The 21,839-nt window shown below is 69.5% G+C and carries 20 protein-coding genes; 16 read left to right on the top strand and 4 right to left on the bottom strand.

Features of this window, described 5'->3' with window-relative positions:
* Positions 1-69: 69 nt before the first annotated feature.
* The 10 genes from Q1V88_RS11705 to Q1V88_RS11660 all read left to right on the top strand — a co-directional run bounded on the left by Q1V88_RS11705 (position 70) and on the right by Q1V88_RS11660 (position 6,475).
* Entirely contained in the window at positions 70-813 is a 744-nt protein-coding gene (locus tag Q1V88_RS11705) for a GntR family transcriptional regulator (protein WP_300681374.1), read from the top strand.
* A gap of 260 nt (positions 814-1,073) precedes the next feature.
* Positions 1,074-1,295: a translation initiation factor IF-1 gene (gene infA / locus Q1V88_RS11700; protein ID WP_011757309.1), complete on the top strand. Its 222-nt coding sequence runs from the start codon at positions 1,074-1,076 to the stop codon at positions 1,293-1,295.
* 32 nt (positions 1,296-1,327) lie between these two features.
* A complete protein-coding gene (rpmJ, locus tag Q1V88_RS11695) occupies positions 1,328-1,441 on the top strand; it encodes a 50S ribosomal protein L36 (RefSeq protein WP_004008316.1) in 114 nt (37 codons plus the stop codon).
* A 164-nt stretch (positions 1,442-1,605) separates the two neighbouring features.
* Positions 1,606-1,983, top strand: a complete 378-nt coding sequence (gene rpsM, locus Q1V88_RS11690; protein ID WP_300681373.1) for a 30S ribosomal protein S13 — start codon at positions 1,606-1,608, stop codon at positions 1,981-1,983.
* 50 nt (positions 1,984-2,033) lie between these two features.
* Complete coding sequence (gene rpsK, locus Q1V88_RS11685; protein WP_300681372.1) at positions 2,034-2,441, top strand: 30S ribosomal protein S11; 408 nt, start codon at positions 2,034-2,036, stop codon at positions 2,439-2,441.
* A gap of 60 nt (positions 2,442-2,501) precedes the next feature.
* Positions 2,502-3,110 carry a 30S ribosomal protein S4 gene (gene rpsD / locus Q1V88_RS11680; RefSeq protein WP_300681371.1) on the top strand — a complete coding sequence of 203 codons (609 nt, stop codon included), beginning with the start codon at positions 2,502-2,504 and terminating at the stop codon, positions 3,108-3,110.
* Between the two features lie 145 nt (positions 3,111-3,255).
* Positions 3,256-4,272 carry a DNA-directed RNA polymerase subunit alpha gene (locus Q1V88_RS11675; RefSeq protein WP_300681370.1) on the top strand — a complete coding sequence of 339 codons (1,017 nt, stop codon included), beginning with the start codon at positions 3,256-3,258 and terminating at the stop codon, positions 4,270-4,272.
* A 109-nt stretch (positions 4,273-4,381) separates the two neighbouring features.
* Positions 4,382-4,915, top strand: coding sequence for a 50S ribosomal protein L17 (gene rplQ, locus Q1V88_RS11670; RefSeq protein ID WP_300681369.1), 534 nt, complete (start codon positions 4,382-4,384; stop codon positions 4,913-4,915).
* Positions 4,916-5,031: 116 nt separating this feature from the next.
* Positions 5,032-5,880 carry a tRNA pseudouridine(38-40) synthase TruA gene (gene truA, locus Q1V88_RS11665; RefSeq protein WP_300681368.1) on the top strand — a complete coding sequence of 283 codons (849 nt, stop codon included), beginning with the start codon at positions 5,032-5,034 and terminating at the stop codon, positions 5,878-5,880.
* A complete protein-coding gene (locus Q1V88_RS11660; RefSeq protein WP_300681367.1) occupies positions 5,873-6,475 on the top strand; it encodes a methyltransferase in 603 nt (200 codons plus the stop codon). The genes truA and Q1V88_RS11660 overlap by 8 nt, the downstream gene beginning before the upstream one ends.
* A 43-nt stretch (positions 6,476-6,518) precedes the next feature.
* On the opposite strand, the gene Q1V88_RS11655 is transcribed toward Q1V88_RS11660, so the two are convergent.
* Together Q1V88_RS11655 and Q1V88_RS11650 are read right to left on the bottom strand one after the other, a co-directional pair.
* Complete coding sequence (locus Q1V88_RS11655) at positions 6,519-7,790, bottom strand: cytochrome P450 (protein ID WP_300681366.1); 1,272 nt, start codon at positions 7,788-7,790, stop codon at positions 6,519-6,521.
* 237 nt (positions 7,791-8,027) lie between these two features.
* Entirely contained in the window at positions 8,028-9,524 is a 1,497-nt protein-coding gene (locus Q1V88_RS11650; RefSeq protein ID WP_300681365.1) for a trypsin-like peptidase domain-containing protein, read from the bottom strand.
* Between the two features lie 79 nt (positions 9,525-9,603).
* On the opposite strand from Q1V88_RS11650, the gene Q1V88_RS11645 reads away from it, so the two are divergent.
* Both Q1V88_RS11645 and Q1V88_RS11640 read left to right on the top strand, forming a co-directional pair.
* On the top strand, positions 9,604-13,512 hold the full coding sequence (locus Q1V88_RS11645) for a Pls/PosA family non-ribosomal peptide synthetase (protein WP_300681364.1): 3,909 nt from the start codon (positions 9,604-9,606) through the stop codon (positions 13,510-13,512).
* Positions 13,479-14,813, top strand: coding sequence for a M1 family metallopeptidase (locus tag Q1V88_RS11640; RefSeq protein ID WP_300681363.1), 1,335 nt, complete (start codon positions 13,479-13,481; stop codon positions 14,811-14,813). Before Q1V88_RS11645 ends, Q1V88_RS11640 begins: the two co-directional genes overlap by 34 nt.
* Before the next feature lie 171 nt (positions 14,814-14,984).
* Here Q1V88_RS11640 and Q1V88_RS11635 read toward each other — a convergent pair whose 3' ends face one another.
* A complete protein-coding gene (locus Q1V88_RS11635) occupies positions 14,985-16,274 on the bottom strand; it encodes a citrate synthase (RefSeq protein WP_300681362.1) in 1,290 nt (429 codons plus the stop codon).
* Between the two features lie 194 nt (positions 16,275-16,468).
* Between Q1V88_RS11635 and rplM the strand changes: the two genes are divergently transcribed.
* From rplM to glmM, 3 genes are read left to right on the top strand one after another with little or no spacing between them, the layout of a single operon-like run.
* The gene (gene rplM, locus Q1V88_RS11630; RefSeq protein ID WP_300681361.1) at positions 16,469-16,912 is read left to right on the top strand and encodes a 50S ribosomal protein L13; all 444 of its coding nucleotides are present in this window, start codon (positions 16,469-16,471) and stop codon (positions 16,910-16,912) included.
* A 17-nt stretch (positions 16,913-16,929) separates the two neighbouring features.
* The gene (gene rpsI, locus Q1V88_RS11625) at positions 16,930-17,436 is read left to right on the top strand and encodes a 30S ribosomal protein S9 (RefSeq protein ID WP_300681360.1); all 507 of its coding nucleotides are present in this window, start codon (positions 16,930-16,932) and stop codon (positions 17,434-17,436) included.
* 15 nt (positions 17,437-17,451) lie between these two features.
* Complete coding sequence (glmM, locus tag Q1V88_RS11620; RefSeq protein WP_300681359.1) at positions 17,452-18,801, top strand: phosphoglucosamine mutase; 1,350 nt, start codon at positions 17,452-17,454, stop codon at positions 18,799-18,801.
* 42 nt (positions 18,802-18,843) lie between these two features.
* Here glmM and coaA read toward each other — a convergent pair whose 3' ends face one another.
* Positions 18,844-19,806, bottom strand: a complete 963-nt coding sequence (gene coaA, locus Q1V88_RS11615; protein ID WP_300681358.1) for a type I pantothenate kinase — start codon at positions 19,804-19,806, stop codon at positions 18,844-18,846.
* A gap of 25 nt (positions 19,807-19,831) precedes the next feature.
* Here coaA and glmS point away from each other — a divergent pair, with 25 nt between their 5' ends.
* Positions 19,832-21,676, top strand: coding sequence for a glutamine--fructose-6-phosphate transaminase (isomerizing) (glmS, locus tag Q1V88_RS11610; RefSeq protein ID WP_300681357.1), 1,845 nt, complete (start codon positions 19,832-19,834; stop codon positions 21,674-21,676).
* Positions 21,677-21,839 lie beyond the last annotated feature (163 nt).

Raw genomic sequence — 21,839 nt, 5'->3', positions numbered from 1 at the left:
TCCTTCCATGTCAACTAGTTGTCAGGACATTTACTAATTGTGGGTAGACAAGTGAGTAGAGTGGGCGCCATGACGGAGACCACGCGACTGGAGCTCACCGTGGATCGCGCCAGTGACGTGCCGCTCTACCAGCAGGTCGCCGACCAGATGGTCGACGCGATCGAGTCGGGCCGCCTGGAGGCGGGCACTCGACTGGAGGGTGAGCTCCAGCTCGCCCAGCAGTCGGGGCTGTCGCGTCCGACGATGCGCCGCGCGATCGAGCTGCTGGTCGATCAGGGACTCCTGGTCCGCCGACGCGGCTCGGGCACCCAGGTGGTGCACGGCCAGGTCCGCCGCGAGCTCGAGCTGACCAGCCTGTACGAGGACCTCAGTGACTCCGGCCAGACCCCCGGCACACGGGTGCTGGTCAACCGGGTCGAGACGATCGAGGGCGAGCTCGCCGACGAGCTCGGCGTGGCGGCCGGCAAGGCGCTGCGCCTGGAGCGGCTCCGGCTCAGCGGGGGAGCGCCGCTGGCGATCCTGGTGAACTGGCTCCCCGTCGACCTGATCCAGCCCTCCGACGCCGAGCTGGAGACGCACGGCCTCTACCAGCTGCTCCGCGATGCCGGGGCCCGGCCGCAGGTGGCCCGTCAGGTGATCGGCGCCCGGGCGGCGACCGAGGCCGAGGCCCGGCTGCTGGAGTGTGCGGCGGGTGATCCTCTGCTGACGATGCGGCGCACGGCGTACGACGATTCGGGCCGCGTCGTGGAGGTAGGGCACCATTGCTACCGGCCCGAGGGTTACTCGTTCGAGGTGACCTTGGTGCAGCGCTGAGTGGTGTCGTCGTACGCCGTCCGCTGCGGTTCGACCGGGGTCCGGCGCCGACGTCGCGCGGATTAGGTGTGGTACACGTCCCGTCTTAGACTGGCGTGTCGGTCCAACGTGGGTCCGTCCTGTCTGGCCTCGCGGCTGTCTGCGCCTCGTGCGTGGGGAGTAGGCCAGAAAGAACGTCCACGAGGTCCACCGGAGCCACCTGGCACCGGAGGTTCCCGGGCCGGACGGTAGACACCAGACACCGAGCAGTTAGTGAGGACATGCCGAAGAAAGAAGGCGTGATCGAGATCGAGGGCACCGTTGTGGAGGCCCTCCCCAACGCGATGTTCCGAGTGGAGCTCAGCAATGGGCACAAGGTTCTCGCCCACATCAGCGGCAAGATGCGGCAGCACTACATCCGGATCCTCCCCGAGGACCGGGTCGTCGTGGAGTTGTCGCCCTATGACCTCACGCGTGGACGGATCGTCTACCGCTACAAGTAGTAGCCGCCCTCTCAAGAGAAAGGGGTGCGACCATGAAGGTCAACCCCAGCGTCAAGCCGATCTGTGACAAGTGCAAGGTGATTCGTCGCCACGGCCGCGTCATGGTCATCTGCGAGAACCCGCGCCACAAGCAGCGCCAGGGCTGAGCCGGTGCCTCCGGGCACCGCACTCGCAGCACACAACTGAATACATCACATCGACCTGCTAGCTGGCTCCGGCCCGCGAAGCACCCCCGGTTCAGAGGCTGGGGCTCGGACGCCATCCGGGACGCAGATCGAATGACACCTCTGATGAAAACGAAGGAATCAAGATGGCACGCCTCGTTGGTGTTGACCTCCCGCGCGACAAGCGCGTCGAGATCGCTCTCACCTACATCTACGGCATTGGCCGTACCACCTCGCAGCAGCTCCTTGCCGCGACCGGTGTCGACCCGAACACCCGTGTTCACGCCCTGAGCGAGGACGACCTGGTCGCCCTGGCGAAGGAGATCGAGGGTCGCAACCTGACGATCGAGGGTGACCTCCGTCGTGAGGTGCAGTCCGACATCCGTCGCAAGATCGAGATCGGCAGCTACCAGGGTCGCCGTCACCGCATGGGCCTCCCGGTCCGCGGTCAGCGCACCAAGACCAACGCTCGTACCCGCAAGGGCCCGAAGCGCACCGTTGCCGGCAAGAAGAAGGCGAAGTAAGCCCTCGCGGGCTGAACGCCTCTCACCCCAGATCAGCTAGGAGCTACTGAATGCCTCCCAAGAGCCGTCAGGCTGCTGCGAAGACCAAGATTCGCCGCAAGGAGAAGAAGAACATCGCTCAGGGCGAAGCCCACATCAAGAGCACGTTCAACAACACCATCGTCACGATCACGGACCCCACCGGTGCCGTGATCTCGTGGGCCAGTGCCGGCACCGTCGGCTTCAAGGGCTCGCGCAAGTCCACCCCCTTCGCTGCTCAGATGGCCGCCGAGGCCGCTGGTCGTCGTGCGATGGACCACGGCATGAAGAAGATCGACGTCTTCGTCAAGGGTCCGGGCTCGGGCCGCGAGACCGCGATCCGTTCGCTGGGTGCTATCGGCCTCGAGGTCGGCACCATCCAGGACGTCACGCCGACCCCGCACAACGGCTGCCGCCCGCCGAAGCGTCGCCGCGTCTGAGTGTTCCGCTTCTGCGGAGCGCTCGGCGCCTTCATCTGAGACTTGTAAGGAGACCCTGAAATGGCCCGTTACACCGGCCCCATGACCCGCAAGTCCCGCCGTCTCGGCGTGGACCTTGTTGGTGGCGACTCGTCCTTCGAGCGTCGCCCCTACCCCCCGGGCCAGCACGGCCGCGCCCGGATCAAGGAGAGCGAGTACCGCTCGCAGCTGCAGGAGAAGCAGAAGGCTCGCTTCTCCTACGGTGTCCTGGAGAAGCAGTTCGCCAACTACTACCACGAGGCCAAGCGCCGCGATGGCAAGACTGGTGACAACCTGCTCCAGCTCCTCGAGAGCCGTCTCGACAACGTGGTCTACCGTGCCGGCTTCGCCCGCACCCGCCGCCACGCCCGCCAGCTCGTGGTCCACGGCCACTTCCTGGTCAACGGCAAGAAGGTCAACATCCCCTCGTACCAGGTCTCGGCTCACGACGTCATCGACGTCCGTGAGAAGAGCTGGGGCATGACCCCGTTCATCGTGGCTCGCGAGACCCACGGCGAGCGCGTCGTTCCCGCCTGGCTCGAGGCGTTCCCGAACCGCATGCGCGTTCTGGTGCACCAGCTCCCGACCCGGGCCCAGATCGACATCCCGGTCCAGGAGCAGCTCATCGTCGAGTACTACTCGAAGCTCTGATCTACGTTTGACCCCGTCGGCGTCCCACTTCGGTGGGGCGCCGACGGATCCACTTCCGAGCGTCAGCGAGGAAGAGCCGGTATCGTCGCCACTCAGTTAGTTCGGGCCTGTCAAATAGCGGGTAGGTCCGGGAAGGAAACACACAGTGCTGATCGCACAGCGTCCCACCCTGTCGGAAGAGACCGTCGACGAGTTCCGCTCGCGGTTCGTGATCGAGCCCCTCGAGCCGGGCTTCGGTTACACCCTGGGCAACAGCCTTCGTCGTACCCTCCTGTCGTCGATCCCCGGTGCGTCGGTGACGAGCCTGAAGATCGACTCCGTGCTGCACGAGTTCTCCACGATCGACGGTGTCCGCGAGGACGTCACCGAGATCATCCTGAACCTGAAGGGTCTGGTCGTCTCCTCCGAGCACGACGAGCCCGTCACCATGTACCTGCGCAAGTCCGGTGCCGGCGACGTCACCGCTGCTGACATCGCCCCGCCGGCCGGTGTCGAGGTGCACAACCCCGACCTGAAGATCGCGACCCTGTCCGACAAGGGCAAGATCGAGCTCGAGCTGGTCGTCGAGCGTGGCCGTGGCTACGTCTCCGCCGTGCAGAACAAGGGCGCCGACAACGAGATCGGCCGGATCCCGGTCGACTCGATCTACAGCCCCGTGCTGAAGGTCAGCTACAAGGTCGAGGCCACGCGTGTCGAGCAGCGCACCGACTTCGACAAGCTGGTCATCGACGTCGAGACCAAGCCGTCGATCGCCCCGCGCGACGCGCTCGCCTCGGCGGGCAAGACCCTCGTCGAGCTCTTCGGCCTCGCCCGTGAGCTCAACGTCGAGGCTGAGGGCATCGACATCGGCCCGAGCCCGGTCGACGAGCAGCTCGCTGCCGACCTGGCCCTCCCGGTCGAGGACCTCAACCTCACCGTCCGCTCCTACAACTGCCTCAAGCGTGAGGGCATCCACACCGTGGGTGAGCTCATCGGCCGTTCGGAGCAGGACCTGCTCGACATCCGCAACTTCGGTGCCAAGTCGATCGACGAGGTCAAACTGAAGCTGCACGAGATGGGTCTGTCCCTCAAGGACAGCGCTCCGGGCTTCGACCCGTCGGCCGCTCTCGCCGCCTACAGCGACGATGACGACGACGCGTTCGTCGAGGACGAGCAGTACTGAGAAGTTTCACCGCCGGAGGCCGCGACCGCGGCCTCCGGTCCAAATCGCACATCGTCCGATGCGCGTCTACCCCGGTACCTGACACGGCCGGAGAGGAAAGGAAGAGGCTATGCCTACTCCCAAGAAGGGTGCCCGCCTCGGCGGTTCGCCCGCCCACCAGAAGCTGATCCTGTCGAACCTCGCCACGGCGCTGTTCGAGCACGGTCGCATCACGACGACGGAGGCCAAGGCTCGCACCCTGCGCCCCCTCGCCGAGAAGCTCATCACCAAGGCGAAGAAGGGCGACCTGCACAACCGTCGCGAGGTCCTCAAGACCATCCGCGACAAGTCGGTCGTGCACACCCTCTTCACCGAGATCGCCGAGACGTTCGCCGAGCGTCCGGGTGGCTACACCCGGATCACGAAGGTCGGTCCGCGTAAGGGCGACAACGCCCCGATGGCGGTCATCGAGCTCGTGACCGAGGCCTACGCCCCGAAGCCCGTCGCCAAGAAGGCGGCCAAGGCCAAGGCTCCGGTCGTCGAGGAGAAGGCTGCCGAGACCGTCGAGGAGGCTCCCGAGGCTGCTGCCGAGGAGACCACCGAGGCTGCCGAGGCCCCCGCCGAGGAGACCGCTGAGGTCGCCGAGGAGAAGACCGAGGCCTGATCTCCCCGGAGATCGTCTGAGGACGTCGAGGACGCCCGCCACCATCACGGTGGCGGGCGTTCTTGCTGTCTGCGGCCTTTTCGGGACCGGGGCCGGGCTCTGGGACAATGGCACCCGTGCGTATCCGGATCGACTTCGCCTACGACGGCACCGACTTCAGCGGCTGGGCGCTTCAGCCCGGACTGCGCACCGTCCAGGGCGAGCTGCAGGCGGCCCTGGCCCGCGCGCTGCGGGTCCCCGAGGTCTGGGTGACGGTGGCGGGACGGACCGATGCCGGCGTCCACGCCCGCGGCCAGGTGCTCCACCTCGACGTCGAGGAGGCCGATCTGGTGTCCTCGGCCGGCCGGAGCCCGCAGACCCCGCTGGACGCCCTCACCCGCCGCCTCAACGGCATCCTGCCCGGAGACATCCGGGTGCACCGCAGCACCGCGGCACCGGCACACTTCGACGCCCGGTTCAGTGCGACCTGGCGACGCTACGCCTACCGGATCGCCGACGACCCCACGGCGTACGACCCACTGCGGCGCCACCACGTGCTGCACTGGGCCCGACCGCTCGACGTCGACGTGATGAACACCTCGGCCGCCGACCTGATCGGCCTGCACGACTTCGCGACCTTCTGTAAGGCCCGCCCCGACTCGACCACCATCCGGGAGCTGCGCAGTCTGGTCTGGCAGCGCGATCCCGACGGCCTGCTCACCGCCACGGTGCTGGCCGATGCGTTCTGCCACTCGATGGTGCGGGCGCTGATCGGCTGCCTGATCGCGATCGGTGAGGGCCGCAAGCCGGAGTCCTGGGCGCGCGAGCAGCTCGCCGCCCGGACCCGTTCCAGTGCGATCCACATCGCCCCGGCCCGTGGGCTGACCCTCGAGGAGGTCGGCTATCCGCCGGACGAGGAGCTCGAGGGACGGCTCCTGATCACCCGCAACCGACGCGACCTGAGTGAGGTGGCCCCCCATGAGTGACGAGCTGACCGAGGAGCACTACTTCACCGCCGACCCGACGGTCGCCTTCGAGCGGATCCCCGTCCACGCCGAGGTGTGGGACCGCACCTTCGAGCTCACCAGCGGCTCGGGTGTCTTCGCCAAGGGTCGGGTCGACATCGGTACGTCGATCCTGTTCCGTGAGACCGAGCCGCCGGCCCCGGGGCGCATCCTCGACGTCGGCTGTGGCTACGGCGTCATCGGGCTGGCGATCGCGGCCCTGGTGCCGGAGGCGACCGTCACGGCGGTCGACGTCAATGAGCGGGCGCTGCTGCTGGCCAACGAGAACGCCGCCCGGCTGGGGCTGAGCAACTACCGCGCCTGCCTGCCGGCCGAGGCCGCGGGGGAGTACGACGAGATCTGGTCCAACCCGCCGATCCGGATCGGCAAGCCCGCGCTGCACGAGCTGCTGCTGCACTGGCTGCCGATGCTGACGCCGGCCGGCCGTGCGGTGATGGTGGTCGGCAAGAACCTCGGTGCCGATTCCCTGACCACCTGGCTGGGTGCGCAGGGCTTCCCCACGACGCGGCTGGGCAGCGCGAAGGGGTTCCGGGTCCTCGAGACCCGGAGGGTCTGATCGGGTAGAGACCCGGCGGGTCTGATCCGCAGGCAGCGCGGCCTCAGGCTGGGACGGTGGCCCCGGCGAGCCTGACCGGCAGCCGGTCCAGGCCGTAGACGATCGACAGGTTGCGGAAGCCGAGCTCGTCGAGGTCCTCGGTCGCCATCTGCAGGTCCGGGAAGCGTCGGGCCAGGCCGACCAGCGCCGCGCGCAGCTCCATCCGGGCCAGCTCGGCGCCGACGCAGCGGTGCATGCCGTGGCCGAAGGCGAAGTGCATCGTCTCGGTGTTGCGCAGGTCGAACTGCTCGGGGTTCGGCATCGCCTTGGGGTCGCGGTTGGCGCCCGAGAGCGACACGATCACGACGTCGCCCTTGGCCACGGTGTGGCCGAAGAGCTCGTGCTCCTCCTTGGCGAAGCGCGGGAAGGCGATCTGGACCGGGCACAGGTAGCGCAGCATCTCCTCTACTACGCCGTTGACCTCGGCGGGGGTGCCCTCGCGCAGCAGCCGGTAGGCCTCGGGGTTCTGGGTGAGTACGTAGGCGCCCATCGACAGCATCGCCGCGGAGGTCTCGTAGCCGCCCAGGAAGAGGCCGTCGGCCAGGCCCCCGAGCTCGACGTCGTCGAACTCCTCGCCGTGGGTCCTGATGATCTCGCCGAGCAGGCCGTCGCCGGGGTCGGTGCGCTGTGCGGTGACGGTGTCGATCAGGAAGGTGCGGGTCTCGGTGGCAGCACCGAAGGCGCCGCCGGCGCCGCCGGCCTCGTCGGAGATGTCGAACCGGGCGATGCCGAGCTCGTGGAACTCCTCGCGGACCTCCTCGGGCATGCCGAGCAGCTCGCAGATCACCTGGAACGGGATCTGGAAGCCGAATCGGTCGACCAGGTCGACGGTGCCGTCGCCGGCCCGGGCCTCGGCCTCCATGTCGTCCAGGGCGCGCTCGACGATCTGGTCGATGCCCTCCTCCAGCCGGCGCAGACGGCGCATGGTGAACTCGGGAGTCAGCACGCCCCGCAGCCGGGTGTGGTCGGGGGCGTCGGTGAAGCCGAGGCCGCCCACGCCCTCGGCGCCGTCCTGCTTGCGGTTGCCCAGCAGGTGCCGGATGTCGTTGGAGTACGACGTCGCGTCGGCGAGGACCGACTTCGCCTCCTCGTGGCCCGAGACCAGCCAGATCTTGATGCCGAGGATGTCACCGATGGCGTGCACCGGATCCGCGGAGCGCTGCGCGGCCAGCGCGGCCACCGGGTCGACCCCGTCGCGGCGCAGCGGATAGGTCAGATGCTCGGGCACGCGCTGCAGCGTGGTGATGTCGGGCAGGCCGCCGGATGACTTGCGCATCGCCCATCGAAGCGCGACCCTGCGAACGGCTGCCTTGAGACCCATACTCCTAGTTTGACGGATCATGCAGTGGATTTCCTCTCGGGATCGCCCTGGTACGCCCCTGAGTGTCGAAAGATTCGCTCTCGACGTGCTTGCGCGCGGGCCTCGACGGGGATGCGAACAAGGCCCGGAACCGCTTCGGGAGTGCGGTTCCGGGCCTTGTTCGTTTTTCCAAGGAGCGCCAGATGGACTGGGTCAGCTCTTCGAGCTGGAGGCGTCGGAGTCGAGGGTCAGGGTGACCGTCTTCTCCTTGTCGTCGCGGGTGTAGGTCAGCGTGACCTTGTCGCCGGGACGGTAGGCGCGGATGGTGGCGACCAGGGAGTCGCTGCCGACGATCTGGTGGTCGTCGACCTTGGTGATGATGTCCCCGGTCTTGAGGCCCGCCTTGGCGCCCGCGGAGCCGCTGGAGACGTCCTTGATCTGGGCGCCCGGCAGGGTGAACGGGGAGACGGTCTGGGACTGACCCTGGCTGGGGCTCTGCGACTCGCCCTGGCTCGGGGACTGGCTCTGGCCACCGCCGAACGGGAAGGTGAAGCCGCCCGAGCCGTCGCCCTGGCCCTGGCTGCCGCCGGAGCCACCCTGGCCCTGGCTGCCACCGGAGCCGCCCGAGCTGGACGTGTCGGCGCCGACGTCGTGCACGGTGATGCCCAGGCGGGCGTGGGTCGGGGTCTCGCCCTTGATCATCTGCTCGATGATCGGCTTGACCTCGTCGATCGGGATGGCGAAGCCCAGCCCGATCGAGCCGGAGTCGGAGGTGGTGGAGTCCGAGGCGGTCCGGATCGACGCGTTGATGCCGACGACCTGGCCGTCCATGTTCACCAGCGCACCGCCGGAGTTGCCGGGGTTGATCGCGGCGTCGGTCTGGATCGCCGGATACACGGTGGCGTTGTTGTTGCTGTCAGATCCGACGTTGACCGGCCGGTTCAGGGCGCTGACGATGCCGGAGGTGACGGTCGAGTCGAGACCGTACGGCGACCCGATCGCGACCACGCCCTGGCCGACGGCAAGAGCGTCCGAGGAGCCGATGGTGGCCGGCTTGAGGCCGGTCTTGTCGACCTTGATCACCGCGGTGTCGGTGAGCGGGTCGGTGCCGAGGATGGTCGCGCTGGCCGAGGAGCCGTCGTTGAAGTCCACCCGGATCTTGCCGGTCTTGCCGGCGATCTCGACGACGTGGTTGTTGGTCAGGATGGTGCCGTCGGCGGTCAGGATGATGCCCGAGCCGGAGCCGGACTCCGAGGTGCCGGCGACCTCGATCTTCACCACGCTGGGCAGCACGTCGGCGGCGACCGCCTGGATGCTGCCGCTCGGCGCGACGGCGTTGGTGCCCTTCGAGGACGACGACCCCGAGGAGGAGAAGATGCTGCCCGAGCTGCTGGTGTCGTGGGTGTTGTCGAACAGCGCGGCGCCGCCGTACCCCGCGGCAGCGGCGAGCACGACCGTGGCCGCCACGGCGGCGGTGGCCAGCCCGGCCTTGCGGCGCGGCTTGCGCTCAGCGGTGGCGACGGCGGTCGGAGCGACGGTGGTGTCGTTGAGCCACAGCGGCGTGGTCGCCTCGGGGTTTCCGGCCGGGGGAGGCCCGGAGGGACCCGCGTAGGGTGAGGCGGGCGGGGCCGCCTGCTCGAACTGCTGCGTAGGCTCGGCGTCCGGGTTGCTCGGGCCGGTCGGCTCGGGCGTCTGGTCGTTGTCGCTCATGGGCTCCACTCTGCCGTGTGATCCTGTGACGGTCCTGAAAGGCACCTGCTGTTTACCTTCATAGGAGAGAGTGGCCAGGGTGTCCACCCCGACGAGTGCCGAGTCCTCGCCCTTGATCCGTTCGGGGTTCGCGCCGACGCCGCGAACGCTGGTCGATCTCTTCCGTGAGACGGCCGCTCAGGCTGCCGACGAGCCGGCCCTGCACGCGGCCAACGGCCTGCTGACGTACGCCGAGCTGGAGGAGGCTGCCGACGGGCTGGCCGCCGAGCTCGCTGCGGCCGGGATCGGCCCGGGGGACAAGGTCGGTGTGCGGATCAGCTCCGGCACCCTGGACCTGTACGTAGCCATCCTCGGCGTCCTGTTCGCCGGGGCCGCCTACGTCCCGGTCGACGCCGACGACCCCGAGGAGCGGGCCCGACTGGTCTTCTCCGAGGCCGCCGTGGTGGCGGTGATCGGCAACGACCTGGCGATCGACCTACGCCGTCCCGGCGGTGCCCCGCGGGTCGAGGTCGAGGACCCGACGCCGGCCGACGACTGCTGGGTGATCTTCACCTCCGGCTCCACCGGCACCCCCAAGGGCGTCGCCGTCACCCACCGCAACGCCGCCGCGTTCGTCGACGCCGAGGCCCGGATGTTCCTCACCGCGGACCCGATCGGGGTCGGCGACCGGGTGATGGCGGGCCTGTCGGTCGCCTTCGACGCGAGCTGTGAGGAGATCTGGCTGGCCTGGCGCCACGGCGCCTGCCTGGTCCCGGCGCCGCGGGCCCTGGTCCGCTCCGGCGTCGACGTCGGTCCGTGGCTGGTCGCGAACCGGATCACGATCGTCTCCACGGTCCCGACCCTGGTCGCGCTGTGGCCAGAGTCCAGCCTGGCCGCCGTACGACTGCTGATCACCGGGGGAGAGGCAATGCCGCCCGAGTTGGCCACCCGGCTCCAGGCCCCCGGACGCGAGGTGTGGAACACCTACGGCCCGACCGAGGCCACCGTGGTGGCCTGCGGTGCGCTGGTCACCGGTGAGGGCCCGGTCCGGATCGGGCTGCCGCTGGACGGCTGGGACCTCGAGGTCGTCGACCCTGCCACCGGGGTGCCGGTGGCCGAGGGAGCCAGCGGGGAGCTGATCATCGGCGGCGTCGGCCTGGCCCGCTACCTCGACCCGGCCAAGGACGCCGAGAAGTACGCCCCGATGCCGACGCTGGGCTGGGAGCGTGCCTACCGATCGGGCGACATCGTGGTGCGGGACTCGGCCGGGCTGCTCTTCGGTGGTCGCGCCGACGACCAGATCAAGCTCGGTGGCCGCCGGATCGAGCTCGGCGAGATCGACAACGCCCTGCTCGACCTCGACGGGGTGCGCGGCGCCGCCGCCGCGGTGCGGACCACCGCGGCCGGCAACCAGCTGCTGGTCGGCTACCTCGCCGTCGCCGACGGCTTCGACCAGGCCGCGGCGATCGAGCGGCTCCGTGCCGAGATGCCGGCCGCGATGGTGCCTCGGCTCGCCGTCGTGCCCGAGATCCCCACCCGGATCTCGGGGAAGGTCGACCGCGACGCCCTGCCGTGGCCGCTGCCGCGCAGCACCGGGGCCGGTGGCGAGGGTGCCGGTGGCGCCGACCTCGACGGCACCGCCGGGTGGCTGGCCGGACTCTGGCTGGAGATCCTCGGCGCCGATGCGACGGCGCCCACCGACGACTTCTTCGACCTCGGCGGCGGCTCCCTGACCGCCGCGCAGCTGGTCTCTCAGATCCGCGCTCGGGTCCCCGAGGTGGCGATGGGCGACGTGTACGAGCATCCGACCCTGGGTGGGCTGGCCGGCTACCTCGACTCCCTCGGCGGGCCGGGGGAGGGCGGCACCGTGCAAGACCGTGAGGTGCCCGCCGTACCGCGCAAGACGCAGGCCGCGCAGGTGCTCGCCACCGTCGGGCTGCGCACCCTGGCCGCACCGCGCTGGGTGACCTGGATCGCGCTGGCCTCGACGCTGGCCCACCACCGCTGGTCGACCTGGTTCCCGGCCGCACCGGCCTGGGTGCTGGTGCTGGCCACGCTGGCGTTCCTCACCCCGCCGGGGCGGATGCTGCTGGCCGCGGGCCTGGCCCGGCTGGTGCTGCGCGGGCTCGAGCCCGGCGACTACCCGCGCGGGGGCAAGGTCCACCTGCGGCTCTGGTTCGCCACCCACGCCGCCGACGAGCTCGCTGCGACCAACCTCGCCGGTGCGCCCCTGATGCTCTGGTACGCCCGGCTGCTGGGCTGCCGGGTCGGTCGTGAGGTCGACCTGCACTCGCTGCCGCCGGTGACCGGCCTGCTCACCCTGGGCCGGGGCTGCTCGATCGAGCCCGAGGTGGACCTGTCGGGCACCTGGATCGACGGCGACACCGTCCACATCGGCGCGGTCCGGGTCGGTCCCGGAGCCCGTGTGGGGGCCCGCTCGATGCTGCTGCCTGGTGCCGACGTCGGCACCGGTGCGGAGGTCCAGGCCGGCTCGGCCGTCTTCGGGAAGGTCCCGGCCGAGGAGTTCTGGAGCGGCTCGCCGGCCACCCGCGGTGCGGGCCACGCCCGCGGCCCCTGGCAGGAGCGGGTGCCGCGCTCGCCGGCCTGGCTCGCCCTGTACGCCGCCACCGCACTGCTGATCGCGGCCCTGCCGGTGCTCGCGGTGCTGGCCGGGATCGGCGTGGTGGTGGCCCTGGCCGGCACCCCGGCCGACGGCTCCGAGGTCTGGCTGCTGCTGGCCTGGGCACCGCTCGGCGTGCTGGTCGGCCACCTCGTGCTGGCGTTCGCGATCTGGCTGCTGGTCCGACTGGCGGCGCTCTCGATCAGCCCCGGCGTGCACCCGGTCCGGAGCCTGACCGGCGTCAGCGTCTGGGCCACCATGCGGCTGCTCGACGATGCCCGGACCTGGCTGTTCCCGCTCTACTCCTCGAGCCTGACCCCGCTGTGGCTGCGTGCCCTCGGTGCCCGGATCGGCGCCGACGTGGAGGCCTCCACGGTGTTGATGCTGCCCAGTCTGACCCAGGTCAACGACCTGGCGTTCCTGGCCGACGACACCCTGATCGGCGGCTACGAGCTGGGCGGCGGCTGGATCCGGGTCGAGCGGGTCAAGATCGGCAAGCGGGCCTTCGTCGGCAACTCCGGGATGGCGGCACCCGGCAGGCGTGTGCCCAAGGCGTCCCTGGTCGCGGTGCTCTCGGCGGCCCCGAACCGCAAGCGGGTCGCGAAGGGTGCCAGCTACGTCGGCAGCCCACCCGCGCCCCTGCGGCGTACCTCGGCCGAGGCCGACACCGGTCGGACCTACCAGCCGCCGCGGCGGCTGCGGATCGCCCGTGCGCTGATCGAGCTGTGCCGGCTGATCCCGGCGGCGCTGGGGATGGCGCTCACCGGGGGCGTGGTGCTCGTCCTGGTCGAGCTGTGGCGGGGCGTGGCCTGGTGGGTCGCGGTGCTCGCCGCCGGCCCGGTGCTCTGGACCGCGGGCCTGGTCGCCGCCCTGGTCACGGTCGCGGCGAAGTGGGCGCTGGTCGGCCGGCTCCGTCCCGGCGGACACCCGTTGTGGAGCTCGTTCGTGTGGCGCAACGAGCTGGCCGACACCTTCGTCGAGGTGATCGCGGCGCCGTGGTTCGCCACCCACGTCACCGGCTCGCCGCTGCTGCCGTGGTGGTTCCGGCTGCTCGGCGCCCGGATCGGCACCGGGGTCTGGATCGACTCCTACTGGCTGCCCGAGACCGACCTGGTCGAACTCGGCGACGGTGCCACGGTCAACGCCGGCACCGTGGTGCAGACCCATCTCTTCCACGACCGGCTACTCGCCCTCGACACGGTCACCCTCAAGCGCGGTGCGACGCTGGGGCCCAATAGTGTGATTCTCCCAGCGGCGACGCTGGGGCGGCACGCGACGGTGGGTCCGGTGTCGTTGGTGATGAGAGGGGAGTCAGTGCCGGACAAGACTGCGTGGATCGGCAACCCGATCGGTCCGTGGACCCCGAGCCTGGCCCGGGACGTCGACTGATGCTGCCGACCGCCGACCCCTATCTGCCCGGCCACGGCGACCGCTCCTGGAGCGCGCTGCACTACGACCTCGCCCTGGACTACACCGTCGAGGACAACCGGCTGCGTGGCGAGGCCCGGATCACCGGGCGCGCCGAGGAGACGCTGACCCGGATCGTGCTCGACCTGGCCCACCTTGCGGTGGCGAAGGTGACCATCGACGGCAAGGCCCCGGCCAAGTACGCCGTGCGCGGCGAACGGATCGTGCTCACCCCGCGGGCCCCGATCGCGGCCGGCACCGAGTTCACCCTGATGCTCAAGTACGCCGGCGTGCCCCGCCCCACCGTGCTGGCCCACCACGGCGACGCCGGCTGGGAGGAGCTCACCGACGGCGTCATCGTCGCCGGGCAGCCGCACGGCGCGCCGACCTGGTTCCCGTGCAACGACCGGCAGGACGACAAGGCCTCCTACACGATCTCGGTGACCACCCAGCCGGGCTACACGGTGGTGGCCAACGGGGTGCTGGCCGGGCGGATCCGTCGCGGCAGCGGCGAGACCTGGACCTACCGTCAGGACGAGCCGATGGCGCCGTACCTGGCCACGGTGCAGATCGGTCGCTACGACCTCACCCACCTCGAACCGGGGGAGGCGAAGGTGCCGATCGCGCTGGCGGCCGTGCCGGGCACGGCCTGGGGTGACGCCTTCGGGGCGCAGGCGCAGATCATGGACGCCTTCGTCACGATGTTCGGGCCGTACCCGTTCCCGACGTACACGGTCGTCATCACCGACGACGACCTGGAGATCCCGCTGGAGTCGCAGTCGCTGTCGACCTTCGGGCGCAACTTCCTCGACCCCGACTGGGAGCTCAACCGGCTGGTCGCCCACGAGCTGGCCCACCAGTGGTTCGGCAACACGGTGACGGCCGCGTCGATGCGCGACATCTGGCTGCACGAGGGGTTCGCCTGCTACGCCGAGTGGCTGTGGTCGGAGGCCTCGGGCCGGGCCAGTGCGGCCGCCTGGGCCGAGCACCACCACCGGTCGCTGGCGGCCAAGCCCCGCGACCTGATCCTGGGCGAGCCCGGTGCTGCCGACATGTTCGACGACCGGGTCTACAAGCGTGGCGCCCTGACGCTGCACGCGCTGCGGCGCCGGATCGGGGAGGAGACGTTCTTCGCGCTGCTTCCCGAGTGGGTACGTCGTCACCGCGGCGGCACCGTCACGACGGCGGACTTCCGCGCCCTGGCCGAAGAGCTCTCGGGCCAGGACCTGGCGGAGTTCTTCGACGCCTGGGTCTACTGCACCGCCCTGCCGCCGCGCCCCTAGCCGACTTCCGGGTTCACCACGCGCGAGATCCGGGTTCACCACCGCCGAGATCCGGGTTCACCACCCGCGAGATCCGGGTTCACCACCCGCCAATGCAACGGACCCGGGCAGTCCCGATCATGGTGATCGGGACGACCCGGGTCCGGAGGATCAGAGCAGTCTGAGGTGCCCTCAGGCCCAGCGCTCTTCGGCCGGCACGAAGGTCAGCCCACGGTCGCCGGTGTAGATCTGCTTCGGACGAGCGATCTTCTGCTCCTTGTCCTGGGTGAGCTCCAGCCACTGGGCGAGCCAGCCCGGCGTACGGCCGATGGCGAAGAGCACGGTGAAGAACTCCGGCGGGAACTGGAGCGCCTCGTAGATCAGACCCGAGTAGAAGTCCACGTTCGGGTAGAGACGGCGCTTGACGAAGTACTCGTCAGAGAGCGCGATCCGCTCCAGCTCCACGGCAACGTCGAGGAGCGGGTTGGTCCCGGTGACCTCGAAGACGTCCTCGGCAGCCTTCTTGATCAGCTTGGCGCGCGGGTCGTAGTTCTTGTAGACCCGGTGGCCGAAGCCCATCAGGCGCTCGTTGCCGGCCTTGACACCCTCGATGAACGCGGGGATGTTCTCGACGGTGCCGATCCGCTTGAGCATCCGCAGCACGGCCTCGTTGGCGCCACCGTGGAGCGGGCCGAAGAGGGCACCGACGCCGGCGGCGACGGCCGAGTACGGGTCGACCTGGGTCGAGCCGACGGAGCGTACGGCGTTGGTGGACGCGTTCTGCTCGTGGTCGGCGTGCAGGATGAGCAGGGTGTCCAGAGCCTTGGTCAGGCGGGGGTCGGGGGCGTACTTCGACTCCGACATCTTGAACAGCATGGAGAGGAAGTTCTCCGAGTAGTTCAGCTCGTTGTCGGGGTAGACGTACGGCTTGCCCTGCGCGTGGCGGAAGGCCCAGGCACCGAGGGTCGGCATCTTGGCGATCATGCGGATGATCTGGATGTCGCGGTTGTCGGCGTCGGAGATGTTGCGCGACTCGGGGTAGAAGGTGGACAGGGCACCGACCGAGGCCATCAGCATGCCCATCGGGTGGGCGTCGTAGCGGAAGCCCTGCATGAAGTCCTTCACGTTCTCATGGACGAACGTGTGGTACGTGATGTTGTGGACCCACTGGTCGAACTGCTCCTTGGTGGGCAGCTCGCCGTGGATCAGCAGATAGGCGACCTCGAGGAACGTGGACTTCTCGGCCAGCTGCTCGATCGGGTACCCGCGGTACTCCAGGATGCCCTTGTCGCCATCGATGTAGGTGATGGACGAGCGGCACGAGGCGGTGTTGACGAAGCCGGGGTCGTAGACAGCAAGACCGAGGTTGTCCTCGCCGGCCTTGATCTGACCGATGTCAGCGGCGCGGATGGTGCCGTCGACGATCGGGACCTCGTACTCCTGTCCGGTGCGGTTGTCGCGGACGGTAAGAGATTCAGTCACGCGCCTACCGTATATCCCCCTGTTTTGACCCTGCGCGGCGACCCCGCGTAATCTTCTGCGGTCGAGGCTCCTGCCGCTCTCGCGTGCGAGGGCAGACCGGTAACCATCCCGGCTGTGTTCGTCAGAGGCCTCGAGAGCACCACCACCTGACCGGCAATCCGCCGGTGAGGAACAACGAACAAGTGAGGCACACCGTGGGCACTTATGCTCCGAAGCCCGGCGACATCGAGCGCGCCTGGCACGTGATCGACGCGTCGGACGTCCGTCTGGGCCGCCTGTCCGTGCAGGTTGCGAACCTGCTCCGTGGCAAGCACAAGGCGATCTTCGCCCCCAACGCTGACACCGGCGACTTCGTCATCGTCATCAACGCCGACAAGGTCTCCCTGTCCGGCAACAAGCGCACCACGAAGCTGGCCTACCGTCACTCCGGTTACCCGGGTGGTCTGACCGCGACCCCGATCGGCGACATCCTCGACAAGGACGCCCGCAAGGCGATCGAGAAGGCCGTGTGGGGCATGCTGCCGAAGAACAAGCTCGGCCGCCAGATGATCAAGAAGCTGAAGGTCTACTCGGGCCCGACGCACCCCCACACCGCCCAGAAGGCTGTTCCCTTCGAGATCACGCAGATCTCCCAGTAATCGAAGAGGTTTGAATCGTGACTGAGAACGAGTACACCAACGAGGTCGAGGAGACCTTCGAGACCGACGCCGCCGGTGTCGCCTACACCAGCGAGTCCGCTGCGTCCGTCGACACCCCGGCTCGCCCGGCCACCATCGCCCCCGGCTCGGCCACCGGCCGCCGCAAGGAGGCTGTCGCCCGGGTTCGCCTGGTCCCCGGCACCGGTGTGTGGACCATCAACGGCCGCCAGCTCGAGGACTACTTCCCGAACGCCCTTCACCGCCAGATCGCCGCGGAGCCCTTCGCTGCGCTCGGTCTCGAGGGTCGTTTCGACGTCATCGCCCGCATCCACGGCGGCGGCATCGCCGGCCAGGCCGGTGCGCTGCGCCTGGGCGTTGCCCGGTCGCTGAACGGCATCGACGTCGAGGGCAACCGTCCCACCCTCAAGAAGGCTGGTCTCCTGACCCGCGACGCCCGCGTCGTGGAGCGCAAGAAGGCCGGTCTCAAGAAGGCCCGCAAGGCGAGCCAGTTCAGCAAGCGCTGATCTAGCCAGCAACGCATGCGCCTTTTCGGCACGGACGGGGTCCGGGGCCTGGCGAACGGTGAGACGCTCACCGCTTCGCTGGCCCTGGACCTCGCTGTTTCTGCGGCCCGCGTCCTCGCCGACGCCGGGCAATTCGAAGGCCACCGACCGCGTGCGGTGGTCGGTCGCGACCCCCGGATCTCGGGCCAGTTCCTCCAAGCCGCGGTCGCGGCAGGACTGGCCTCGGCCGGCGTCGACGTCATCGACCTCGGCGTGATCCCCACCCCCGGCATCGCGTTCCTCACCGGATCGCTCGAGGCCGACCTCGGTGTGGTGATCACCGCCTCCCACAACCCGATGCCCGACAACGGGATCAAGTTCCTCGCCCGTGGCGGCGTCAAGCTCGACGACGCCCTCGAGGACGCCATCGAGCAGCGCCTCGGTGAGGTCTGGACGCCGCCCACCGGCGCCGGCGTCGGACGGATCACGGCCTACGTCGGCGGCATCGACGACTACGTCGACCACCTGGTCGGCACCGTGACGACGCCGCTGGCCGGCCTGACCGTCGTGCTCGACTGCGCCAACGGCGCGGCGTTCGAGTCGGCGCCGCTGGCCTTCGAGCACGCCGGTGCGAAGGTCATCCCGATCCATCACCAGCCCACCGGTCTCAACATCAACGACGGTGTCGGCTCCACCCACATCGACGGCCTGTCCCGTGCGGTGATGGAGCACGGTGCCGACGCCGGCTTCGCCTTCGACGGCGACGCAGACCGCTGCCTGGCCGTCGATGCGAGCGGCACCGTGGTCGACGGCGACCAGATCCTCGGCATCCTCGCGATCGCGATGCAGGAGGTGGGCCGGCTGCACGACCAGACCCTGGTCGCCACCGTGATGAGCAACATCGGCCTGCACCAGGCCATGCGCCGGGCCGGCATCGAGCTGCGCACCACCGCCGTGGGCGACCGCTACGTGCTGGAGGCGATGAAGGCCGGCGGGTTCAGCCTCGGCGGCGAGCAGTCCGGTCACGTCATCATGAGTGCGCACGCCACCACCGGCGACGGCACCCTGACGGCGCTGCACGTGGCCGAGCAGATCGCCCGCACGGGTCGCTCCTTGGCCGACCTGGCCGGGGTGGTCGTGCGCTCGCCGCAGATCCTGGTCAACGTCGGCGGGGTCGATCGGAGCCGGTGCGCCTCCGATGAGGGTCTCGCTGCCGCCGTACGGCTGGCTGAGGAGGCGCTGGGGGAGGGCGGTCGGGTGCTGCTGCGCCCGTCCGGCACCGAGCCCCTGGTCCGGGTGATGGTCGAGGCCCCCACCAGCGAGCAGGCCCACGAGGTCGCCTCGCAGCTGGCCGCGGTCGTGCGCGAGCGGCTCGCGCTTCCCTGAGCAGTCCGGCTCGCCCCTGCCGATCCGGGAGGGGCGAGCCGCTCAGAGCTTGCGGACCCTGACGTACTCCACGGAGTGGTCGGCGGCCTTGCGCAGCACCAGGTTGGCGCGCGAGCGCGTCGGCAGCACGTTCTCGGTCAGGTTGGGGCCGTTGATCGTGTCCCAGATCCGGCTGGCCTCGGCGACCGCCTCGTCCAGGGGCAGCGCGGCGTACTTGCTGAAGTAGGAGTCCGGGTCACGGAACGCCGTCTCACGCAGGCGCAGGAAGCGCTCGGTGTACCACTCCTTGATGTCGCGGGTGGTGGCGTCGACGTAGATCGAGAAGTCGAAGAAGTCCGAGATCGCCAGGCCGGTGCGGCCGTCCTCGCGCACCCGTGCGGGCTGGAGCACGTTGAGGCCCTCGACGATCACGATGTCGGGCCTCTTCACCGCCACCGGCTCGTCGGGCAGGACGTCGTAGACCAGATGCGAGTACGTCGGGGCCAGCACCTCGTCGCGGCCCGACTTGATGTCGACCACGAAGCGCAGCAGCGCCTTGCGGTCGTAGGACTCGGGGAAGCCCTTGCGCTGCATCAGCCCCCGGCGCTCGAGCTCGGCGTTGGGGTACAGGAACCCGTCGGTGGTCACCAGCGCCACGTTGGGGTGCTCGGGCCAGTGCGCGAGCAGCTGCTGCATGACACGCGAGACGGTCGACTTGCCGACGGCCACCGAGCCCGCCACGCCGATCACGAACGGCGTACGCGGCGAGATCTGGCCGTGCAGGAACTCCTCCTGCTCCCGGTGCAGCTTGCCGGCGGCCGAGACGTAGAGGGAGAGCAGTCGCGACAGCGGCAGGTAGACCGAGGCGACCTCGTCGAGGTCGATCTTGTCCGAGAGGCCGCGCAGACGCTCGATCTCCTCGGCCGAGAGCGGCAGCGGCGTCTCCGGGGCCAGCTCAGCCCATGCTGAGCGGCTCAACTCCACCCACGGGGAGGACTCACCGGTCTCGTGGCCGTGGGAGGTCATGGAAGAAGATCGTAGACTCCACCCTATGTGCGGGATCGTTGGGTATGTCGGTGGACAGTTCGCAGAGGGTGTGATCGTCGAGGGACTTCGCCGGATGGAATACCGCGGATACGACTCCGCCGGGATCGCTGTCGCGTTCGAGGGGCGTCTTGAGGTGCGCAAGCGTGCGGGCAAGCTCGCCAACCTGGACAAGGTGCTCGGCGAGGACGCGCTGCCGGCGGCGACCAGCGGGATCGGGCACACCCGGTGGGCCACCCACGGTGGGCCGACCGACGGCAACGCGCACCCGCACCTGGGGGAGCAGGGCCGGGTCGCGGTCGTGCACAACGGCATCATCGAGAACTTCGCCGAGCTCCGTGCCGAGCTCGAGCAGGCCGGTCACCACCTGAAGTCGGAGACCGACACCGAGGTCGCCGCGCACCTGATCGAGGCTGCCGTCGTCTCCGGTGCCGACCTGACCACCGCGATGCAGCGGGTCTGCACCCGGCTGGAGGGTGCCTTCACCTTCGTCGCCGTCGACGCCGAGGACCCCGACCGGATCGTCGCGGCGCGACGCAACAGCCCGCTCGTGGTCGGCCTGGGCGAGGGCGAGAACTTCCTCGGCTCCGACGTGGCCGCCTTCATCGGTCACACCCGCTCCGCGATGGAGCTCGACCAGGACCAGGTCGTCACCATCACCCGTGACGGCGTGAGCGTCACCAACTTCGACGGTACGCCGGGCCAGGGCCGCGAGTACCACGTCGACTGGGACCTCTCGGCCGCCCAGAAGGACGGCTACGACTGGTTCATGCGCAAGGAGATCTTCGAGCAGCCGCGCGCTGTCGCCGACGCGCTGCTGGGCCGCAAGGGCCTGGACGGCAAGCTCCAGCTCGACGAGATGCGGCTGTCCGACGACGAGCTGCGCGAGATCGACAAGATCATCATCATCGCCGCCGGGACGTCGTTCTACGCCGGCATGGTCGCCAAGTACGCGATCGAGCACTGGTGCCGGATCCCGGTCGAGGTCGAGCTCTCCAGCGAGTTCCGCTACCGCGACCCGATCGTCGACAACGGCACCCTGGTGGTCGCGATCAGCCAGTCCGGCGAGACCGCCGACACCCTCCAGGCGATCCGGCACGCCCGGGTGCAGCGCTCCAAGGTGCTGGCGATCTGCAACACCAACGGTTCCACCATCCCGCGTGAGTCCGACGCGGTGATCTACACCCACGCCGGCCCGGAGATCGGTGTCGCCTCGACCAAGGGCTACATCACCCAGCTGATCGCCTGCTACCTGCTGGCGCTCTACCTGGCCCAGGTCAAGGGCACCCGCTACGGCGACGAGATCACTCAGGTCGTTGCCCAGCTCGAGGCGATCCCGGCCGCGATCGAGGAGGTCCTGGCCGAGGCCGAGCAGGTCTATGCGCTGGCACGCGAGCACGTCGACAACCGGGCCTTCCTCTTCCTGGGCCGTCACGCCGGCTATCCGGTGGCCCTGGAGGGGGCGCTCAAGCTCAAGGAGCTGGCCTACCTGCACGCCGAGGGCTTCGCCGCCGGCGAGCTCAAGCACGGCCCGATCGCCCTGGTCGAGGAGGGCCTGCCGGTGCTGTGCATCGTGCCGCCGCAGGGCCGCGACCAGCTGCACGACAAGATGCTGTCGGGCATCCAGGAGGTGCGCGCCCGCGGGGCCCGCACGATCGTGCTGGCCGAGGAGGGGGACGAGCGGGTGGCGCCGTACGCCGACGTGCTCGTGCGCCTGCCGAAGGTGCCGGTCCTGCTCCAGCCGCTGGTGGCGGTCGTCCCGCTCCAGCTCTTCGCCTGCGAGCTGGCCACGGCGATGGGCCACGACGTCGACCAGCCGCGCAACCTGGCGAAGTCGGTCACCGTCGAGTGACCTGAGGACTCTCCGCCCACGACCCCCGGATCCGTCCGGGGGTCGTCGTCGTTTCGGAAACGCGTAACCAGGACGACATGTCTTGCCCATATGATCGGTTGGCAGTCACACTTGCTACTGATTCCGCAGGATGAGCGGGCCTGACGCTACTGATTCCGAACTT

It is taken from the genome of Nocardioides sp., from assembly GCF_030150155.1.
GTDB lineage: Bacteria > Actinomycetota > Actinomycetes > Propionibacteriales > Nocardioidaceae > Nocardioides.
The sequence above is the reverse complement of the archived record's forward strand: the minus strand, read 5'-3'. Positions and strand labels throughout refer to the sequence as shown.